The 15543-nt window shown below is 67.9% G+C and carries 13 protein-coding genes and 1 pseudogene; 6 read left to right on the forward strand and 8 right to left on the reverse strand.

Annotated features, from left to right (window positions below; genetic code table 11):
• Positions 1–375 precede the first annotated feature (375 nt).
• A complete protein-coding gene (locus AC10V3_RS06525) occupies positions 376–1308 on the reverse strand; it encodes a LysR family transcriptional regulator (RefSeq protein WP_022534367.1) in 933 nt (310 codons plus the stop codon).
• Between the two features lie 111 nt (positions 1309–1419).
• On the reverse strand, positions 1420–2973 hold the full coding sequence (locus AC10V3_RS06530) for an acyl-CoA synthetase (RefSeq protein WP_349609298.1): 1554 nt from the start codon (positions 2971–2973) through the stop codon (positions 1420–1422).
• Between the two features lie 298 nt (positions 2974–3271).
• Here AC10V3_RS06530 and AC10V3_RS06535 point away from each other — a divergent pair.
• Positions 3272–4173 (forward strand): annotated as a pseudogene (locus AC10V3_RS06535) (porin); the annotation flags it as partial.
• Positions 4174–4265: 92 nt separating this feature from the next.
• Here AC10V3_RS06535 and AC10V3_RS06540 read toward each other — a convergent pair.
• The 3 genes from AC10V3_RS06540 to wrbA are packed head-to-tail and all read right to left on the reverse strand — an operon-like array spanning position 4266 to position 6723.
• Positions 4266–5684 carry an FAD-binding oxidoreductase gene (locus AC10V3_RS06540; protein WP_022534370.1) on the reverse strand — a complete coding sequence of 473 codons (1419 nt, stop codon included), beginning with the start codon at positions 5682–5684 and terminating at the stop codon, positions 4266–4268.
• A 17-nt stretch (positions 5685–5701) separates the two neighbouring features.
• A complete protein-coding gene (locus tag AC10V3_RS06545; protein WP_490923318.1) occupies positions 5702–6124 on the reverse strand; it encodes a DUF2069 domain-containing protein in 423 nt (140 codons plus the stop codon).
• Positions 6121–6723 carry an NAD(P)H:quinone oxidoreductase gene (gene wrbA, locus AC10V3_RS06550; protein WP_022534372.1) on the reverse strand — a complete coding sequence of 201 codons (603 nt, stop codon included), beginning with the start codon at positions 6721–6723 and terminating at the stop codon, positions 6121–6123. The genes AC10V3_RS06545 and wrbA overlap by 4 nt, the downstream gene beginning before the upstream one ends.
• A gap of 189 nt (positions 6724–6912) precedes the next feature.
• On the opposite strand from wrbA, the gene AC10V3_RS06555 reads away from it, so the two are divergent.
• Positions 6913–8262, forward strand: a complete 1350-nt coding sequence (locus AC10V3_RS06555) for a YihY family inner membrane protein (RefSeq protein ID WP_022534373.1) — start codon at positions 6913–6915, stop codon at positions 8260–8262.
• A 23-nt stretch (positions 8263–8285) separates the two neighbouring features.
• On the opposite strand, the gene AC10V3_RS06560 is transcribed toward AC10V3_RS06555, so the two are convergent.
• The 3 genes from AC10V3_RS06560 to AC10V3_RS06570 form a co-directional block, all read right to left on the reverse strand.
• Positions 8286–8603 (reverse strand): Mpo1-like protein, encoded by a 318-nt coding sequence (locus tag AC10V3_RS06560; RefSeq protein ID WP_022534374.1) that lies wholly within the window; start codon positions 8601–8603, stop codon positions 8286–8288.
• Positions 8604–8700: 97 nt separating this feature from the next.
• On the reverse strand, positions 8701–9525 hold the full coding sequence (locus tag AC10V3_RS06565; protein ID WP_022534375.1) for an alpha/beta fold hydrolase: 825 nt from the start codon (positions 9523–9525) through the stop codon (positions 8701–8703).
• Positions 9525–10835 carry an O-acetylhomoserine aminocarboxypropyltransferase gene (locus AC10V3_RS06570; protein ID WP_349609293.1) on the reverse strand — a complete coding sequence of 437 codons (1311 nt, stop codon included), beginning with the start codon at positions 10833–10835 and terminating at the stop codon, positions 9525–9527. The genes AC10V3_RS06565 and AC10V3_RS06570 overlap by 1 nt, the downstream gene beginning before the upstream one ends.
• Positions 10836–11085: 250 nt before the next feature.
• On the opposite strand from AC10V3_RS06570, the gene AC10V3_RS06575 reads away from it, so the two are divergent.
• The 4 genes from AC10V3_RS06575 (at position 11086) to aroC (ending at position 15542) form a co-directional block, all read left to right on the forward strand.
• Positions 11086–11532: a CBS domain-containing protein gene (locus tag AC10V3_RS06575; RefSeq protein WP_022534377.1), complete on the forward strand. Its 447-nt coding sequence runs from the start codon at positions 11086–11088 to the stop codon at positions 11530–11532.
• Between the two features lie 176 nt (positions 11533–11708).
• A complete protein-coding gene (locus AC10V3_RS06580) occupies positions 11709–13607 on the forward strand; it encodes an MFS transporter (protein ID WP_022534378.1) in 1899 nt (632 codons plus the stop codon).
• Positions 13608–13635: 28 nt separating this feature from the next.
• Positions 13636–14358, forward strand: a complete 723-nt coding sequence (locus tag AC10V3_RS06585; protein ID WP_490923319.1) for a glutathione S-transferase C-terminal domain-containing protein — start codon at positions 13636–13638, stop codon at positions 14356–14358.
• A gap of 74 nt (positions 14359–14432) precedes the next feature.
• Entirely contained in the window at positions 14433–15542 is a 1110-nt protein-coding gene (aroC, locus tag AC10V3_RS06590) for a chorismate synthase (RefSeq protein ID WP_022534380.1), read from the forward strand.
• Position 15543: the final 1 nt, after the last annotated feature.

Here is a 15543-nt window from a genome sequence, read left to right on the forward strand (position 1 = left end):
TCCATGGACGGCGGGCTCAGGCGCAAGCGCCCGCCATGAATGCGTGGATGCCCGGATACATCGCGGCGGCGGGCATGGCCTCGATCTGGTCGACAAAAGCCCCGGCGCCTCGCGATGCCGGCTCCCCCGACTGGTATGTGCGTACATAATAATGGGCTGTACGGGGGTGGGCACAAGCCGAATCTGTCGACCCACCCATACAGGGTGGGCAGGAATTCTCGCAAACCAACGCGGCTGCCGCAGTTGACATACCGTTTCCTGCTGTTCACTATGTGCGGACATAAAACCCGACAGGGTGACCGTGGCGTTCCAGCTCAAGCGCAGCCGCGTGCAGATGTAAGGCGGCGCCGGCAGCGCTATCTGCCCGCTTTCTTCTCAGAGGCCCGGCGCGCCCATGCGGTCGCGTGGATCCGGGCCGGCGCCCTCGCCACCATGCGTCTGCGCCAGCAACGTGGCCAGTTCAGCCGCGGCGGGCTTCGGTGTCCAGGACTCGCGCGTGGCGCAGCAGACCGGCGTCGCCGGCAGCCGCAAGCCGTCCAGCTTGCGGAAGCGCTCGCGGAAATGAGGGGTGTCGGCAACGGTGCCATCCACCACGCCGACCGCGTCGGTGCTTTCCACGACCTTGCATGCCAGCGCGAAATTCTCGATCTTGTGGAACCAGCCAGCCTCGTCGACGCCGTAGGAGTCGGATAGCAGCGCGAGTGTCGAGCCTTGCCATATTTCCGACGGCAGGATGATCGGATAGCCTTGCAGCCGGGGTGCGGGCGCGCTGCCGGTCGTGAGTGCCGGATGGCCGATGCGCACGAACGCGCAGGGATGGATCGTCATGATGCGCTGGCACCGGAATTGCGCCTTGCCTTCGAACGCGCTCGCCAGGCCAACCGCGATATCCACGTCGCCATGCTCGAGCATGCGCAATCCCTGCTCGCTGGTGCCGCTGGTGACGTCGAGCCGGATCGACGGATGCTGGCTGAGCAGCGTGCCCAGCGGTTGCGCCAGCAGCCACTCGAGCCGTCCGGGGAACACGCCGACGCGCAGGATGCCGGCGTAGGGATCGGAAAGCCGCGACGGCCCCAGCAATTCGGCCGCATCGGTCAGCAGCCGCAGGGCCCGTTCGAGGAAGACGCGGCCCTCGTCGGTCGGGACCACACCGCGGGACGTGCGGTGGAAGATCGGGTAGCCGAGCTGGCGCTCGAGATCTGCAACGCTCTTGGTGACCGCTGATTGCGTCACGCCAACGGCTTCGGCCGCTTTCGAGAACGAGCCGAACCTGCCCACGGCAACCGCCTGCCTGAGTCGGGCATCCATTTCCGTTACCTGTGCGCGTTGGTCTGGCCAGCAGCGTAGAGAGGCGGTACCGGCGTGTCAAGGCGCACGCCGGCACCGCTGTGCCCCTTGACGCCGGGCCGTGGCCGGCGCTCAGTTCACCGCGCGCGACCTGCCTTGCCAGTGCGGTGCGCGCAAGTCGCGCTTGAGGATCTTGCCGGCGCCCGACAGCGGCAGCGCCTGCCGGAACTCGACCGTCTTCGGGCATTTGTACGCGGCAATATGAGGGCGGCAGTGCTCGCGGATCTCGTCCTCGCTGGCCTGCATGCCGGGCTTGAGCACCACCACGGCATGCACGGCCTCGCCCCATTTATCGTGCGGCACGCCGATCACCGCGCTCATGGCCACGGCAGGGTGGCGTCCGACCACGTTCTCCACTTCGGCCGAATAGACGTTCTCGCCGCCGCTGACGATCATGTCCTTGATCCGGTCGACGATGAAGATATAGCCCTGCTCGTTCATGTAGGCGCCGTCGCCGGTGTGGAGCCAGCCGTCCTGCAGGGTCCTGGCGGTGTCTTCGGGGCGGTTCCAGTAGCCCGGCGTGACGCCGGCGCTGCGCACCAGGATCTCGCCCACGGTGCCGCGCGGCACCTCGTTGCCGTCGGGGTCGACGATCTTCACCTCGATGCCGATCCCGGCGCAGCCGGCCGACAGGTGCAGCCCTTGCGCCCGTGCCGCCGCGCCGTGGTTCTTGGGCGGGTTGGTGGTGACGATCATCGATTCCGTCATGCCGTAGGAGTGGGCAAACTCCACGCCGGGCAGCTTTTCCATGGCCTGCTCGAGCACGGCCGCGCTGATCGCCGAGGCGCCGTAGCCCAGCCGCCGCACGCTGCCGAGGTCGCGCGCCGCGAACTCAGGGTGGCTGATCAGCATCTGGATCATGGTCGGCACCAGTGCCAGTTCGGTGATGCGCTCGCGCTCGATGGTCTCAAGCAGTTCGCGCGGCTCGAAGGCCGGCACGATCACGTGGACCTCGCCCGCGAGGAACTGGTTCAGCACGCGCGACATCGACGCGATATGGAAGAACGGGTTGATATGCAGGATCCGGCCGCCGCGCACCGGCGGGGTATCGGCCATGCGCTGCAGGCAGCCGCACCACAGCGTGCCGTGGGTCTGCATCACGCCCTTCGGGAAGCCAGTGGTGCCGCCGGTGTACATGATGATGGCAAGGTCGTCGCCACCGCGTTGCGCATCGGCGACTGGCGCGGATTCCGCGACCAGGCGCTCGAACGACAGCATGCCCGCGGGTGCCTCGCCGTCGCCGGCGTGGATCAGCACGGGCGCGCGTTTTGCCGCGGCGCGGATGCCTTCGGCCATCGGCAGGAACTGGTCGTCGACGACCAGGATGCCGGTGTCACAGTCATCCATCGAATAGACCACTTCCGGGACGCTCCAGCGCACATTGACCGGGTTGAGCACGCCGCCGCCCCACCACGCCGCCATCGCATATTCGAGGTAGCGGTCCGAGTTCAGTGCGAGGATGCCGACGCGGTCGCCCGGCTGCATGCCGAGTTGCTGCAGCGCGCCTGCCAGGCGCGCCACGCGGTCGCAGAACTCGCGGTAGGTGCGGTGCCGGCCGCGGAAGATGGTGACGACTTGGTCGGGCTGTTGCTGCAGGGAGCGGTGCAGGGCTCTGGTCAGGTACAACGTTGTCTCCGGTTCTTGTCGGTTGTGCAGGCAGGCGGATGGAGCGCCTGTGCGCAGGTATGGTCCCGCGTATTGCGTCTTTTGTATTCGGGAATGCCGAAGCCTGGGTTCGGCAGGGGCAGCACCGGTCAAGGGGCAGCGGTCCGGCACCGATGCTCGCACCTGCGCGGCCTGCCTGTCCAATTCAACTTTTTCCGTGTCATTCCTGGAATTCATGGCCGGTGACCGGTCCAGCCCCAATGCCTGCAGCGACCGCTACAATCCGCGATGGGACATTTCTGAACAAAAGGATCGATGCGCGTCGGTGACGCTGTACGGCCGCATCGACACCGATGTCGAGTACCAGAAGGGCCCGGGTGGTGCGGCCACGCAGCTGACCGACAACGCTTCGCGCTGGAGCAGGGCTTCTCCGTCGACAGCGGTGCGCCCACCAACCCGCAGTTCCGCAACGCCTTCGTCGGACTGGCCGGCGGCTTCGGCGCGATCGCGCTGGGGTGGCTGGACTCGGCCACGATCGTGGGTTCGCCGATCTATTCTCAGGTTACGCAGAACGTGGACTTCGGCATCCACGATGCCGGGGCGACCGCGATCGGCACCAAGGTGCTGAATTCGCGCAATCGGGTCTCGAACGCGGTCGGCTATATGACGCCGGAGTTCAGCGGCTTTTCGGCGCGGGCGCGCGTGAACCTCGCGGGGCCGGACCCGGCTACGCCCAACGTGAATTCACCGGTCAAGGCGGAAGACGATTTCCGCCAGTACGACGTCGGGCTGAACTACGCCGCGGGCAATTTCGCCGCGGGCCTGGGCTATTCGCGCGATGCCAAGACCGGCGGGCTGGTGGCCAACGACTTTCGCGACAAGGTGCAGGCAGCGGCCTCCTACAACTTCACCGTAGTCAATGTCTACGGCATCTACGGCCGCGACCGCTACGTCGCCACGGCTGCGAGCAGGACCGACGTGCCGTACTGGCTGGTCGGCTTCACCGTGCCGTACGGCCCGCACAGCCTGACCGTCAACTACATGGAACGCGCGGTGCAGCGCGACCCGCAGGGCCGGCTCAAGAAGGTGCAGGCCGGCTATGCCTACAGCCTGAGCAAGCGCACCATGCCCTACGTGTTCTTCGACCGCGAGGACCCGAACTCGAACAAGCCCGGTGACACCGTGACCACGGTCGGCATCGGCATCCAGCACAAGTTCTGATGATGGCGCTTCCCTATACGCTGACCGAACCGGCCGGCGCGGCGCCGGCGTATATCCGCGGCGAGCGGGCGCAGCAGCGATGAAGGCTGCGCTCAGACCACCTTGCCTGGGTTCATCAGCCCCAGCGGATCCAGCGCCCCCTTGATCGCGCGCATCATGCGCAGCTCGACCTCGCTCTTGTAGTGGCGGATCTCCTCGCGCTTGAGCTGGCCCAGGCCATGCTCGGCCGAGATCGAGCCGTTGTGCGAGCGCACGCTGTCGTGGACGATGCGGTTGACCTGCTCCTGGTTGGCCAGGAAGGCGTCATGGTCGACGCCTTCCGGCGGCGACACGTTGTAGTGCAGGTTGCCGTCGCCGAGGTGGCCGAAGGTGACCATGCGCGCGCCGGGGAAGGCGTTCTGCAGCAGCGCGTCGGTGGTCTCGATAAAGTCCGCCACGCGCGACACCGGCACGGCGATATCGTGCTTGATGTTCTTGCCGTCTTCCACCTGCGCCAGCGGGATATGCTCGCGCAGGTTCCAGAAATCGCGCGACTGCTGCACGGATTCAGCGACCACGGCGTCGGCGACCACGCCGGCCTCGAAGGCGGCCGTCATCAGCGTCTCGAAGGTGCCGCGCGCGTGAGCTTCGCTTTCGCTGTCGGACAGCTCCAGCAGCACCAGCTGTGGGTGGATGTCGGCGAACGGGTAGCGCAGTTGCGGGAAGTGCCGCGTCACTAGCGTCATGCTGAGCGCCGACATCAGCTCGAAGCCGGTCAGCATCGCGCCCGCGTGCGACTGCGCGATCGCCAGCAGCGCCAGCGCGGCGCGCGGGCTCTGCACTGCGGCCAGCGCGGTGACCGAGGCGCGCGGCAGCGGGAACAGCTTCATCACCGCCGCGGTAATGATGCCCAGCGTGCCTTCAGCGCCGATGAAGAGATCGCGCAGGTCGTAGCCGGTGTTGTCCTTGCGCAGCCCGCGCAGGCCGTGCCAGATCTCGCCCGACGGTGTCACCACTTCCAGCCCCAGGCACAGCTCGCGCGTATTGCCGTAACGCAGCACCGCCGTGCCGCCGGCGTTGGTCGACAGGTTGCCGCCGATGGTGCAGCTGCCTTCGGCCGCCAGGCTCAGCGGGAACAGCCGGCCATGCTCGCGCGCCACATCCTGCAGGTGCTGCAGCACCACGCCGGCCTCGACGGTGATGGTGTTGTTGAGCGGGTCGACCTGGCGGATGCGGTTCAGCCGCTGCAGCGAGATCACCACCGACTCCTGCCCGGCCGCCGGTGTGGCACCGCCGCACAGGCCGGTATTGCCGCCTTGCGGCACCACCGCGATCTTGTGCGCATGGCAGGCATGGACGGCTTCCGCAACTTCCTCGGTGGTGCCGGGGCGCAGCACCGCCAGCGCCTCGCCGGTATAGCGCTTGCGCCAGTCGGTCAGGTACGGCGCCTTGTCGGCGGCGTCGGTCAGCACGTGCTGGGAACCCAGCGCGGCGCGGCACAGGGCGAGGAAGGAGTCTTGGGTCGCGGTCATGGCTTCGGGTTCGGGTATCAGGGCTTGCGCGCGGCGGCCTTGGTGGCCGCGCGGGCGCGGCGCTTGTACGGCCGCAGGTACAGGATGGTGCTGACGAAGAACACCAGCGTCAGCGCTACCTCCACCCATGCCAGCGTGGAGGAGGGCGCGCGGTCGCTGGTGGCGCGCACGATGCCTTCGGTGAAGAACAGCAGGATCAGCATCGACGACCACTGCATGGTGTAGCGGTTGCGCGAGAGCACGCCGCGCAGCGGCAGCAGCAGCGGCAGGAACTTGATGATCAGCCACGAGCCGCCGGGGCGCAGCGGCGCGAGGAACCATTCCCAGGCGATGCACAGCAGCATCAGCGCAATCAGGCTGCCCACGCTGAGACGGTACAGCCAGGGGCTGTGCAGGGCCTGGTCGCTGTCGGTGGCCGGGCTGTCGGTGGCCGCAGTCATGCGCCGGCTCCGTCCAGGCGCAGCGCGACGCGCGCCAGGCGCCGGCCCATGGCGAGCGCCAGCGCCGATTCGTCTTCCGTCACCGGGCCGCGGTTGTCGGCATGGGCATGGTGGCTGGGGCCGTAGGGCGTGCCGCCCGAGGCGGTGGTCATCAGGCCCTTCTCGGAATAGGGCAGGCCCATGATCAGCATGCCGTGGTGCAGCAGCGGCAGCATCATCGACAGCAGCGTGGTCTCCTGGCCGCCGTGCAGGCTGCCGGTGGCCGTGAACACGCAGGCGGGCTTGCCCGTCAGTGCGCCCGACAGCCACTGCGCCACGGTGCCGTCGAGGAAGTACTTCATCGGCGCGGCCATGTTGCCAAAGCGGGTGGGGCTGCCCAGCGCCAGGCCGGCGCATTCCTCCAGGTCGCGCAGCTCGGCATAGGGGGGGCCGTCTGCCGGGATGTCGGGCGCGGTGGCCTCGCACACGGTGGAGACGGGCGGCACCGTGCGCAGCCGGGCCTGGGCGCCGGGGACGCTGTCGATGCCGGTGGCGATCAGTTCGGCAAGTTTGCGGGTGCTGCCGTGGCGGCTGTAGTACAGGACGAGGATGTCGGTCATGGAGCGGGATGGCCGGCGGTGGAGGCGTGGCGCCGGAAAGGCATCGGGATGGCGGTCGGATATGTGTCCGAGGTGCCGGAAACAATGCGCGTATTATAGATGCGCCCCCGCGTACGCTTGCCTGCCCGCCCGTCCAGCCGGGGTATATTCCCATTTGACCGATACATCCGACAAGGAGATTGCTGCCGCATGATTGGACCCCGCGTTGCCCGCCTGCGCAGGGAATGGAACCTGCAGAAGGTGCGCGCCCTGGCGCGCTATGCACTGCGCCGCGCCGGTGAAGACCGGCTGCCACAGGTGTCGGCGAGCCTGACGTTTACCACCGTGCTGGCCGTGGTGCCGGTGCTGACGGTGGCCTTTGCGCTGCTGGCCGCGTTCCCCGTTTTCCGCGATTTCCGCAACGCCATCGAGGCGTTCCTGTTCCAGAACCTGATCCCCGGCAACGTCAGCGAATCGATCCAGCGCTACATCGGCATGTTCGCCAAGAGCGCGCGCGGGCTGACCGCGATGGGCCTGGCCGGCCTGATGGTCACGTCGGTGCTGACCATGCTGACGGTGGAAGATGCGCTCAACGCGATCTGGCGTGTCAAGCAGCGCCGCCCGCTGGCGCAGCGGGTGCTGGTGTTCTGGGCGGTGCTGACCTTCGGACCGGTGCTGATCGGCGCGAGCCTGTCGATCAGCTCTTACCTGATCTCGATCTCGGCCGGCTATGTCGGCACCATGCCGCTCGGCGTCGGGCTGCTGGTCAGTGCTACGCCGGTGGTGCTGTCGGCGCTGGCCTTCGCCTTCCTGTACACGGCGGTGCCCAATGCCTACGTGGAGTGGCGCGACGCCATCGTGGCCGGCGTGGTGGCAGCGATCGCGTTCGAGTTCGCCAAGCGCGGCTTCGGCTACTTCATCACGCATATCCCGGCCTACACCGCGGTCTACGGCACCTTTGCGGCCCTGCCGATCTTCCTGCTGTGGATCTACCTGAGCTGGCTGGTGACGCTGCTGGGGGCCACCATCGCGGCCAACCTGCCGGTGATCCGGCAGGGCTACTGGCGGCGCCGCACCTTTGCCGGCAGCGAGTTCTTCGACGCGCTGGGCGTGCTGCTGCTGCTCTACCGCGCCCGCGACGAGGTGCCGCGCAGCATCGGCGAATTGGACCTGAGCCGCAAGCTGCGGGTCGAAGCCGACTACCTGGCGGGGCTGCTGGGCAAGCTCAAGGCCATGCACCTGGTCGGGCGGCTGCAGCAGGAGCGCGGGCAGGCCCACTGGGCACTGCTATGCGATCCCGCGCAGGTGACGCTGCGCATGCTGCACGACCGGCTGGTGATGAACCTGCCGCGGCTCCCGCGCACGGCGCTGGCGCAGCACCTGCGCGGGGCCGAGGGGCTCAAGTCGATCCTGGACAATCCGCAGCTCGACCAGTCGCTGGAGGCTGTGTTTGGCCAGCCACCGGCCGACGGGCCCGGGCGTGGAACGGAAGAGACCGGCGCCGCGCCGCAGCGGCGTACGCTGGAGGTGGTGCCGCCTGGGTGGCACGGGCAGGTCTGACGCCCGGCCGCCGGCGCGGCCCTTCAGAACGCGATCTTGCCGCGCCAGATATCGGCATACATCACCCAGTCGCCCATCAGGCTGTAGAGCGGATGGCGGAAGGTGGCCGGCCGGTTCTTCTCGAAGCCGAAGTGGCCGACCCAGGCAAAGGCGTAGCCCGCCACCGCCGCCCCCAGCAGCCACCAGGCATTGCCGGTGACCACCAGCGCCACCAGGCACAGCAGCGCCACCGTCGAGCCGACGAAATGCAGCCGCCGGCAGGTGCGGTTCTGGTGCTCGCCCAGGTAGTAGGGATAGAAGGCCGCGAAGTTCTCGAACTCGCGCGCGCGGGCGTGGGCCATGGCTGTCTCCGGCGGGTCTTGTTTTGTGCAGTGTAGACCTTCTGCCGGTGTGCGGGAGGATGGCTGCCGGCGGGGCCGGCCAGCCATCCGGGCTGCATCAGCCCGCGGCGACCACCTTGCGCGCGAAGGCCGCCAGCGCGTCCAGCACCTCGTCGGGCCGCTCGCCCATCATCGCGTGGCCGCACGGCACCGACACCAGGCCGGCCTTCGCCATCTTGCCAGCCAGCGCCTGCGCCGCCTTGGGCGAGGTCATCATGTCCTTGCTGCCGGTGATGAACAGCGCCGGGCAGGCCACCGCGGCCGCTGCCTCTTCGCCATGGGCGTAGGCATTACACGCCGAGAAATCGTTGTGGAACACATGCGCCTGCGGGTTGTTGCGCGCCACGCGCTCCATCAGCCGCTGGCTGCCGCCTTGCATCCACGCGCCCGGGCCGGGCGAGGAGGGCTTGTTGGCCAGGCTCGAATGCGACCAGGTGTTGACCATTGCAATGGCTTCGTCCTCGCGGTTGAGCGAGGCGTCGAGCAGTGCATCCGAAACCTTCATCGGGTAGGCGGTGGCCAGCAGGCCAATGCCGCGCACCGCCAGCGGATGGCGCGCCGCGCATTCCAGCGCGATCAGCGAGCCCATGCTGTGGCCGAACACGAAGGCCGGCGCCTTGACGCCGGCGGCGGCGACCAGCGCCATGACCCAGTCGGCCATGGCCTCGACCGTGGCCAGCGGCGCGCCCTTGCTGCGGTTATGCCCGGGCAGGTCCACCGCCAGCACCGAGAAGCCGTGGTTGGCGAACCAGCGCGTCTGCAGCGCCCACACGCTGTGGTCGTTCTGCGCGCCGTGCACGAACACGGCGCAGGGCAGGGCGGGATCGAACGGTTTGCCGCCGGTATAGGCGTAGGCCGGCTGGCCTGCAACGTTGAGTTCCATCAGGCTTGCCCCCCCTTGCCGCTCATTGCTTTCTCCGCCGCCTTCAGGCCGCGCTTGAGATCGTCGACCAGGTCGTCCGGGTCTTCCAGGCCGATCGACAGCCGGATCGTGCCCTCGGTGATGCCGGCGGACTGCAGTGCCGCCGCATCCATGCGGAAGTGCGTGGTCGAAGCCGGGTGGATCACCAGGGAGCGCGCGTCGCCCACGTTGGCCAGGTGCGAGAACAGCGACATGTTCTCGATAAAGCGCTGGCCGGCGACGCGGTTGCCCTTGAGGTTGAAGCTGAACACCGCGCCGCAGCCGCGCGGCAGCAGACGCTTGGCCAGTTCGTAGTCGGGGTGCGATTCCAGCTCGGGATAGGACACCGACTCCACCATCGGATGCGATGCCAGGAACTGCACCACCTTGCGGGTGTTGTCGACATGGCGGCTCATGCGCAGCGGCAGGGTCTCCACGCCCTGCAGCAGCTGCCACGCGGCCATCGGGTTCATGCAGGCGCCGAAGTCGCGCAGGCCCTCGCGGCGCGCGCGCAGCAGGAAGGGCGCCACCGTGCTTTCCTCGGTGAACACCATGTTGTGGAAGCCCTCATACGGCTCGGACAGCTCCGGAAAGCGGCCCGAGGCCTCGAAGTCGAAGGTGCCGCCTTCCACCAGCACGCCGCCGATGGTGGTGCCGTGGCCGCCCAGGAACTTGGTGGCCGAGTGGTAGAGCAGGCCCGCGCCGAGATCGAACGGGCGCAGCAGGTAGGGCGTGGTGAAGGTGGAATCGACCAGCAGCGGGATGCCGTTGTCCTGGCCGAGCTGCGCCAGCGTGGGGATATCCAGCACGTCCAGCCCCGGGTTGCCCAGCGTCTCGCCGAACAGCAGCCGGGTATTGGGGCGGATCGCGGCGCGCCAGGCGTCGATGTCGCGCGCCTTGACGAAGGTGGTCTCGATGCCGAAGCGGCGCAGCGTGTAGTGCAGCAGGTTGTGCGAGCCGCCGTACAGCGCCGACGACGCCACTACGTGCGAGCCGGCACCCATCAGCGTGGCCACCGCCAGGTGCAGCGCGGCCTGGCCGGAAGCGGTGGCGATCGCGCCGGCGCCGTTCTCCAGCGCGGCGATGCGCTCTTCGAGCACGGCCACGGTCGGGTTGGAGATGCGCGAGTAGACGTGGCCCGCGCGCTCCATATTGAACAGCGACGCCGCATGCTCGCTGTCGCGGAACACGAAGGAGGTGGTCAGGTGGATCGGGGTGGCGCGGGCCCCGGTGGCGGGGTCGGGCGCGGCGCCGGCGTGCAGGGCCAGCGTGTCGAATCGGGTTCCGGACATGATCGGTCGGCCTTGAGTTGTCTCCGGCCAGCATCGTAGCATCGTGCGCCCGCCCACGGTGGCGCGCCGCCCGCAAACCGGCCTCCTGCTTTACTTTGCCGGCTGGTTTGGGCTAGGATCGGCCAGACGGGGGACTCGCGGGCATCTCTGCCCGCACACCCATGGACAGATAACGAAGTGACCGGCATCGCCCCTCGTCGTCGGAGCGATGCCCTAAGCGAATAATTCAGTACCGGCAGCGGAGACCAACATGAAAGTCAGCGACATCCTCCAGATCAAGGGCAATACGCTCTTCACCGTGACGCCTGACACCTCCTTGCTGGTCGCCGTCCACACCATGGCCGAGCACGATATCGGCTCGCTGGTGGTGATGGAATATGGCGACCTGGTCGGCATGCTGACCTTCCGCGAGATCATCGAGACGCTGGCCAAGAACAATGGCAGCGTCGGCACCAGCAGCATCCGCAAGGTGATGGACGATGCGCCGGTGACCTGCACCATGGAGACGGACGTCAACGAGGTGCGCCGCATGATGCTGGCGCGTCACACCCGCTATATGCCGGTGCTCGACAACCGCACGCTGATGGGCGTGATCTCCTTTTACGACGTCGCCAAGGCCGTGGTCGAGGACCAGAGCTTCGAGAACAAGATGCTTAAGGCGTATATCCGCGACTGGCCGGAAGAGCGCGCCGAGTAATGCCACGGCGCCGTCCGGTGCGCCGGACGGTCCAGGCTGAAGCTTCCTTCGAAATTTCTTTCGACTGACGCCGCGCGGCCGCGCGGCGGTGGCATGATGGCGGCCGGACCCCGGCCCCGGCACACTGCCGGAATTTCCATTTCCGCCCCGGCCTCCGGACCGGACGGCCCCCATCCATGAGCCAACACAGCCAGTTCCGATTGCTCGGCGCGCGCCGCTTCGCCCCGTTCTTCTGGACCCAGTTCCTCGGGGCGATGAACGACAACGTCTTCAAGGTCGCCTTTACCTCGCTGGTGACCTACCACACGGCGCTGTTCGAGGGCGTGGACGCACGCAGCGCCGCGTTCCTGATCTCGGCCATCTTTATCGCGCCGTTCGTGCTGTTTTCCGCCACCAGCGGGCAGATCGCCGACAAGCTGGAAAAATCGCGCCTGATCCGGCTGGTCAAGTCGCTGGAAATCGCCATCATGGTGCTGGGCCTGGCCGGCTTTGCCTGGCACAGCGCGCCGCTGCTGTATGCGGGCACCTTCCTGATGGGGCTGCATTCCACGCTGTTCGGGCCGGTCAAGTTCGCCTACCTGCCGCAGCACCTGGACGAGCGCGAACTGGTCGGCGGCAACGGGCTGGTGGAGATGGGCACCTTTGTCGCGATCCTGCTGGGCACGCTGGTTGGCGGCGAGCTGGCCGGGCTGCAGCAGGGCGGCGCGATCGTGGGGCCGATGTACGTCGGCGCGGTATGCGTGGCGATCGCGGTGGCGGGGCGGGCGGTGTCGGGCCGGATCCCGGTCTCGCCGGCGCCGCAACCCGACCTGCGCATCAACTGGAACCCGTTCTCGGAGACCTGGCGCAACCTGATGCTGGCGCGCGGCAACCGCACCGTGTTCCTGAGCCTGCTGGGCATCTCGTGGCTGTGGTTCCTCGGCGCCACCTTCCTGACCTCGTTCTTCAGCTACGCCAAGGATGTGCTGGGCGGCGACCAGAACGTGGTGACGCTGCTGCTGGCGGTGTTCTCGCTGGGCATCGGCACCGGCTCGCTGCTGTGCGAGCGGCTGTCGGGGCGCCATGTCGAGGTCGGGCTGGTGCCGTTCGGCTCGATCGGCATGACGGTGTTCGCGGTGGACCTGTACTTTGCCAGCCAGGGGCAGGCGCCCGCCGCGCTCAGCGGCATCGGCGGCTTCCTGGCCGAGCCGAGCCACTGGCGCGTGCTGGCCGACCTGTTCCTGCTGGCCATGTTCGGCGGCTTCTACAGCGTGCCGCTGTATGCGCTGATCCAGAGTCGCAGCGCGCCCACGCACCGCGCGCGCATCATCGCGGCCAACAATATCCTGAACAGCTTCTTCATGATCGCGGCGTCGCTGCTGGGCGTGGCGATGGCGCTGGCCGGCTACAGCATTCCGCACCTGTTCCTGGTGGTGGGGCTGCTCAATGCGGTGGTGGCGGTCTATATCTACTCGCTGGTGCCGGAGTTCCTGCTGCGCTTTATCGCCTGGATCCTGGTCCATACCGTCTATCGCCTGCGCCGCATCAATGCCGAACGGATCCCCGCGGACGGGCCGGCCGTGCTGGTCTGCAACCATGTCAGCTTTGCCGACGCGGTGGTGCTGATGGCGTGCAGCCCACGGCCGGTGCGCTTCGTGATGGATTACCGCATTTTCAAGGTGCCTTTGCTGTCGTGGTTCTTCCGGCAGGCCAAGGCGATCCCGATCGCGCCCGCGCATGAAGACCCGGAGATGCTCAAGCGCGCCTATGACAGCGTGGCCGAAGCGCTGCAGGACGGCGACCTGGTCTGCATCTTCCCGGAAGGGAAGATCACCGCCACCGGCGAGATCAACCCGTTCAAGCAAGGCGTGCAGCAGATCATCCGTCGCACCCCGGTGCCGGTGGTGCCGATGGCGCTGCGCGGGCTCTGGGGCAGCTACTTCTCGCGCAAGGGCGCGCCGGCGATGTCGCGGCCGTTCCGGCGCGGCATCCTGAACCGGCTGGAGCTGGTGGTGGGCGAGCCGGTGTCGCCGGAGGCGGCCACGCCCGAAGGGCTGCAGCAGATGGTGCAGACGCTGCGCGGCGAATGGCGCTAGTTGATGGAATGCGGAATCTGAGCCCTCGATGATCACCCTCTATACCTTTGGCCCCGCCTTCGGGCTGCCCGACGCCAGCCCCTTCGTCACCAAGGCCGAGATGCTGCTCAAGCTCGCCGGCCTGCCGTACCAGGCCCGACGCGGCAGCCTGCGCCACGCGCCCAAGGGCAAGCTGCCCTATCTGGACGACATGGGCCGGATCGTGGCGGATTCCACGCTGATCCGCTGGCATATCGAGAAGACCTACCGCATCGACTTCGATGCCGGCCTGAGCCCGGCCGAGCGCGGCATCGCCTGGGCCGCCGAGAAATTGATGGAAGACCACCTGTACTGGGCGGTGGCGCGCGTGCGCTGGCTCGACCAGCACAATTTCGACAAGGGCCCGGCGCTGTTCTTCCGCAGCGTGCCGGCGCCGGTGCGCGGGCTGGCCGAGCGGCTGGTGCGCTACAAGGTGCGTAAGACGCTGTGGGGGCAGGGCCTGGGCCGGCACAGCGAGGAAGAACTGGTCGCGCTGGCCAGCAAGGGCGTGACCTCAATCGCCGACATCCTGGGCGACAAGCGCTACCTGATGGGCGACAAGCCGTGCGGGGCAGACGCCACGCTGTTCGCCTTCGCCGCCAGCCTGCTGTGCCCCGTATTCGACACCCCGATCCGCACCGCGGCCGAGGGGCATGCCAACCTGGTGGCCTATATGGACCGGATGCGGGCGGAGTTCTACCCCGACTTCGCGCCGGAAACCGCGGCGGCCTGAGCCCGCCGGGCCGCCCGAGGGTGGGCATTGGCCTTACAATGGAGGCCGTCCCCAATTCCTGTGCGGTTTCCATCATGTCCGGCAACACCCTTGGCCTGCTCTTCACTGTCACCACCTTCGGCGAATCGCATGGGCCCGCCATCGGCGCGGTGGTGGACGGCTGCCCACCGGGCATGGCGCTGACCGAGGCCGATATCCAGGGCGACCTGGACCGCCGCAAGCCCGGCACCTCGCGCCATGTCACGCAACGCCAGGAAGCCGACCAGGTCGAGATTCTGTCGGGCGTGTTCGAGGGCAAGACCACCGGCACCCCGATCTGCCTGCTGATCCGCAATACCGACCAGCGCAGCAAGGACTACGGCAATATCGTCGAGACCTTCCGCCCGGGCCACGCCGACTACACCTACTGGCAGAAGTACGGCATCCGCGACCACCGCGGCGGTGGCCGTTCGTCGGCGCGCCTGACCGCGCCGGTGGTGGCCGCGGCGGCGGTGGCCAAGAAGTGGCTGCGCGAAAAATACGGCACCGAGATCCGGGGCTACATGTCGCAGCTCGGCGAGATCGCGGTACCGTTCAAGGACTGGTCGCACGTGCCGGAGAACCCGTTCTTCGCGCCCAACGCTGACATCATCCCCGAGCTGGAAACCTATATGGACGCGCTGCGCCGCGACGGCGATTCGGTCGGTGCGCGCATCGAGGTGGTGGCCAGCAATGTGCCGGTCGGCCTGGGCGAGCCGCTGTTCGACAGGCTCGACGCCGACATCGCGCACGCGATGATGGGCATCAACGCGGTCAAGGGCGTGGAGATCGGCGCCGGCTTCGACAGCGTGGCCCAGCGCGGCAGCGTGCATGGCGACGAGCTGACCGCGGACGGTTTCCGCACCAACAATTCCGGCGGCGTGCTGGGGGGCATCTCGACTGGCCAGGACGTCACCGTGTCGCTGGCGATCAAGCCGACTTCCTCGATCCGCACCCCGCGCGAGTCGATCGACAAGGCCGGCAATGCCGCCACGGTCGAGACCTTCGGCCGCCACGATCCCTGCGTGGGCATCCGCGCCACGCCGATCGCCGAGGCCATGCTGGCGCTGGTGCTGATGGACCACGCGCTGCGCCACCGCGCCCAGTGCGGCGACGTAAAGGTCGATACGCCGCAGATTCCGGCGCAGGCCGGTCAGTCGCGCTGAC

It is taken from the genome of Cupriavidus sp. PB-02 (genome assembly GCF_058252315.1).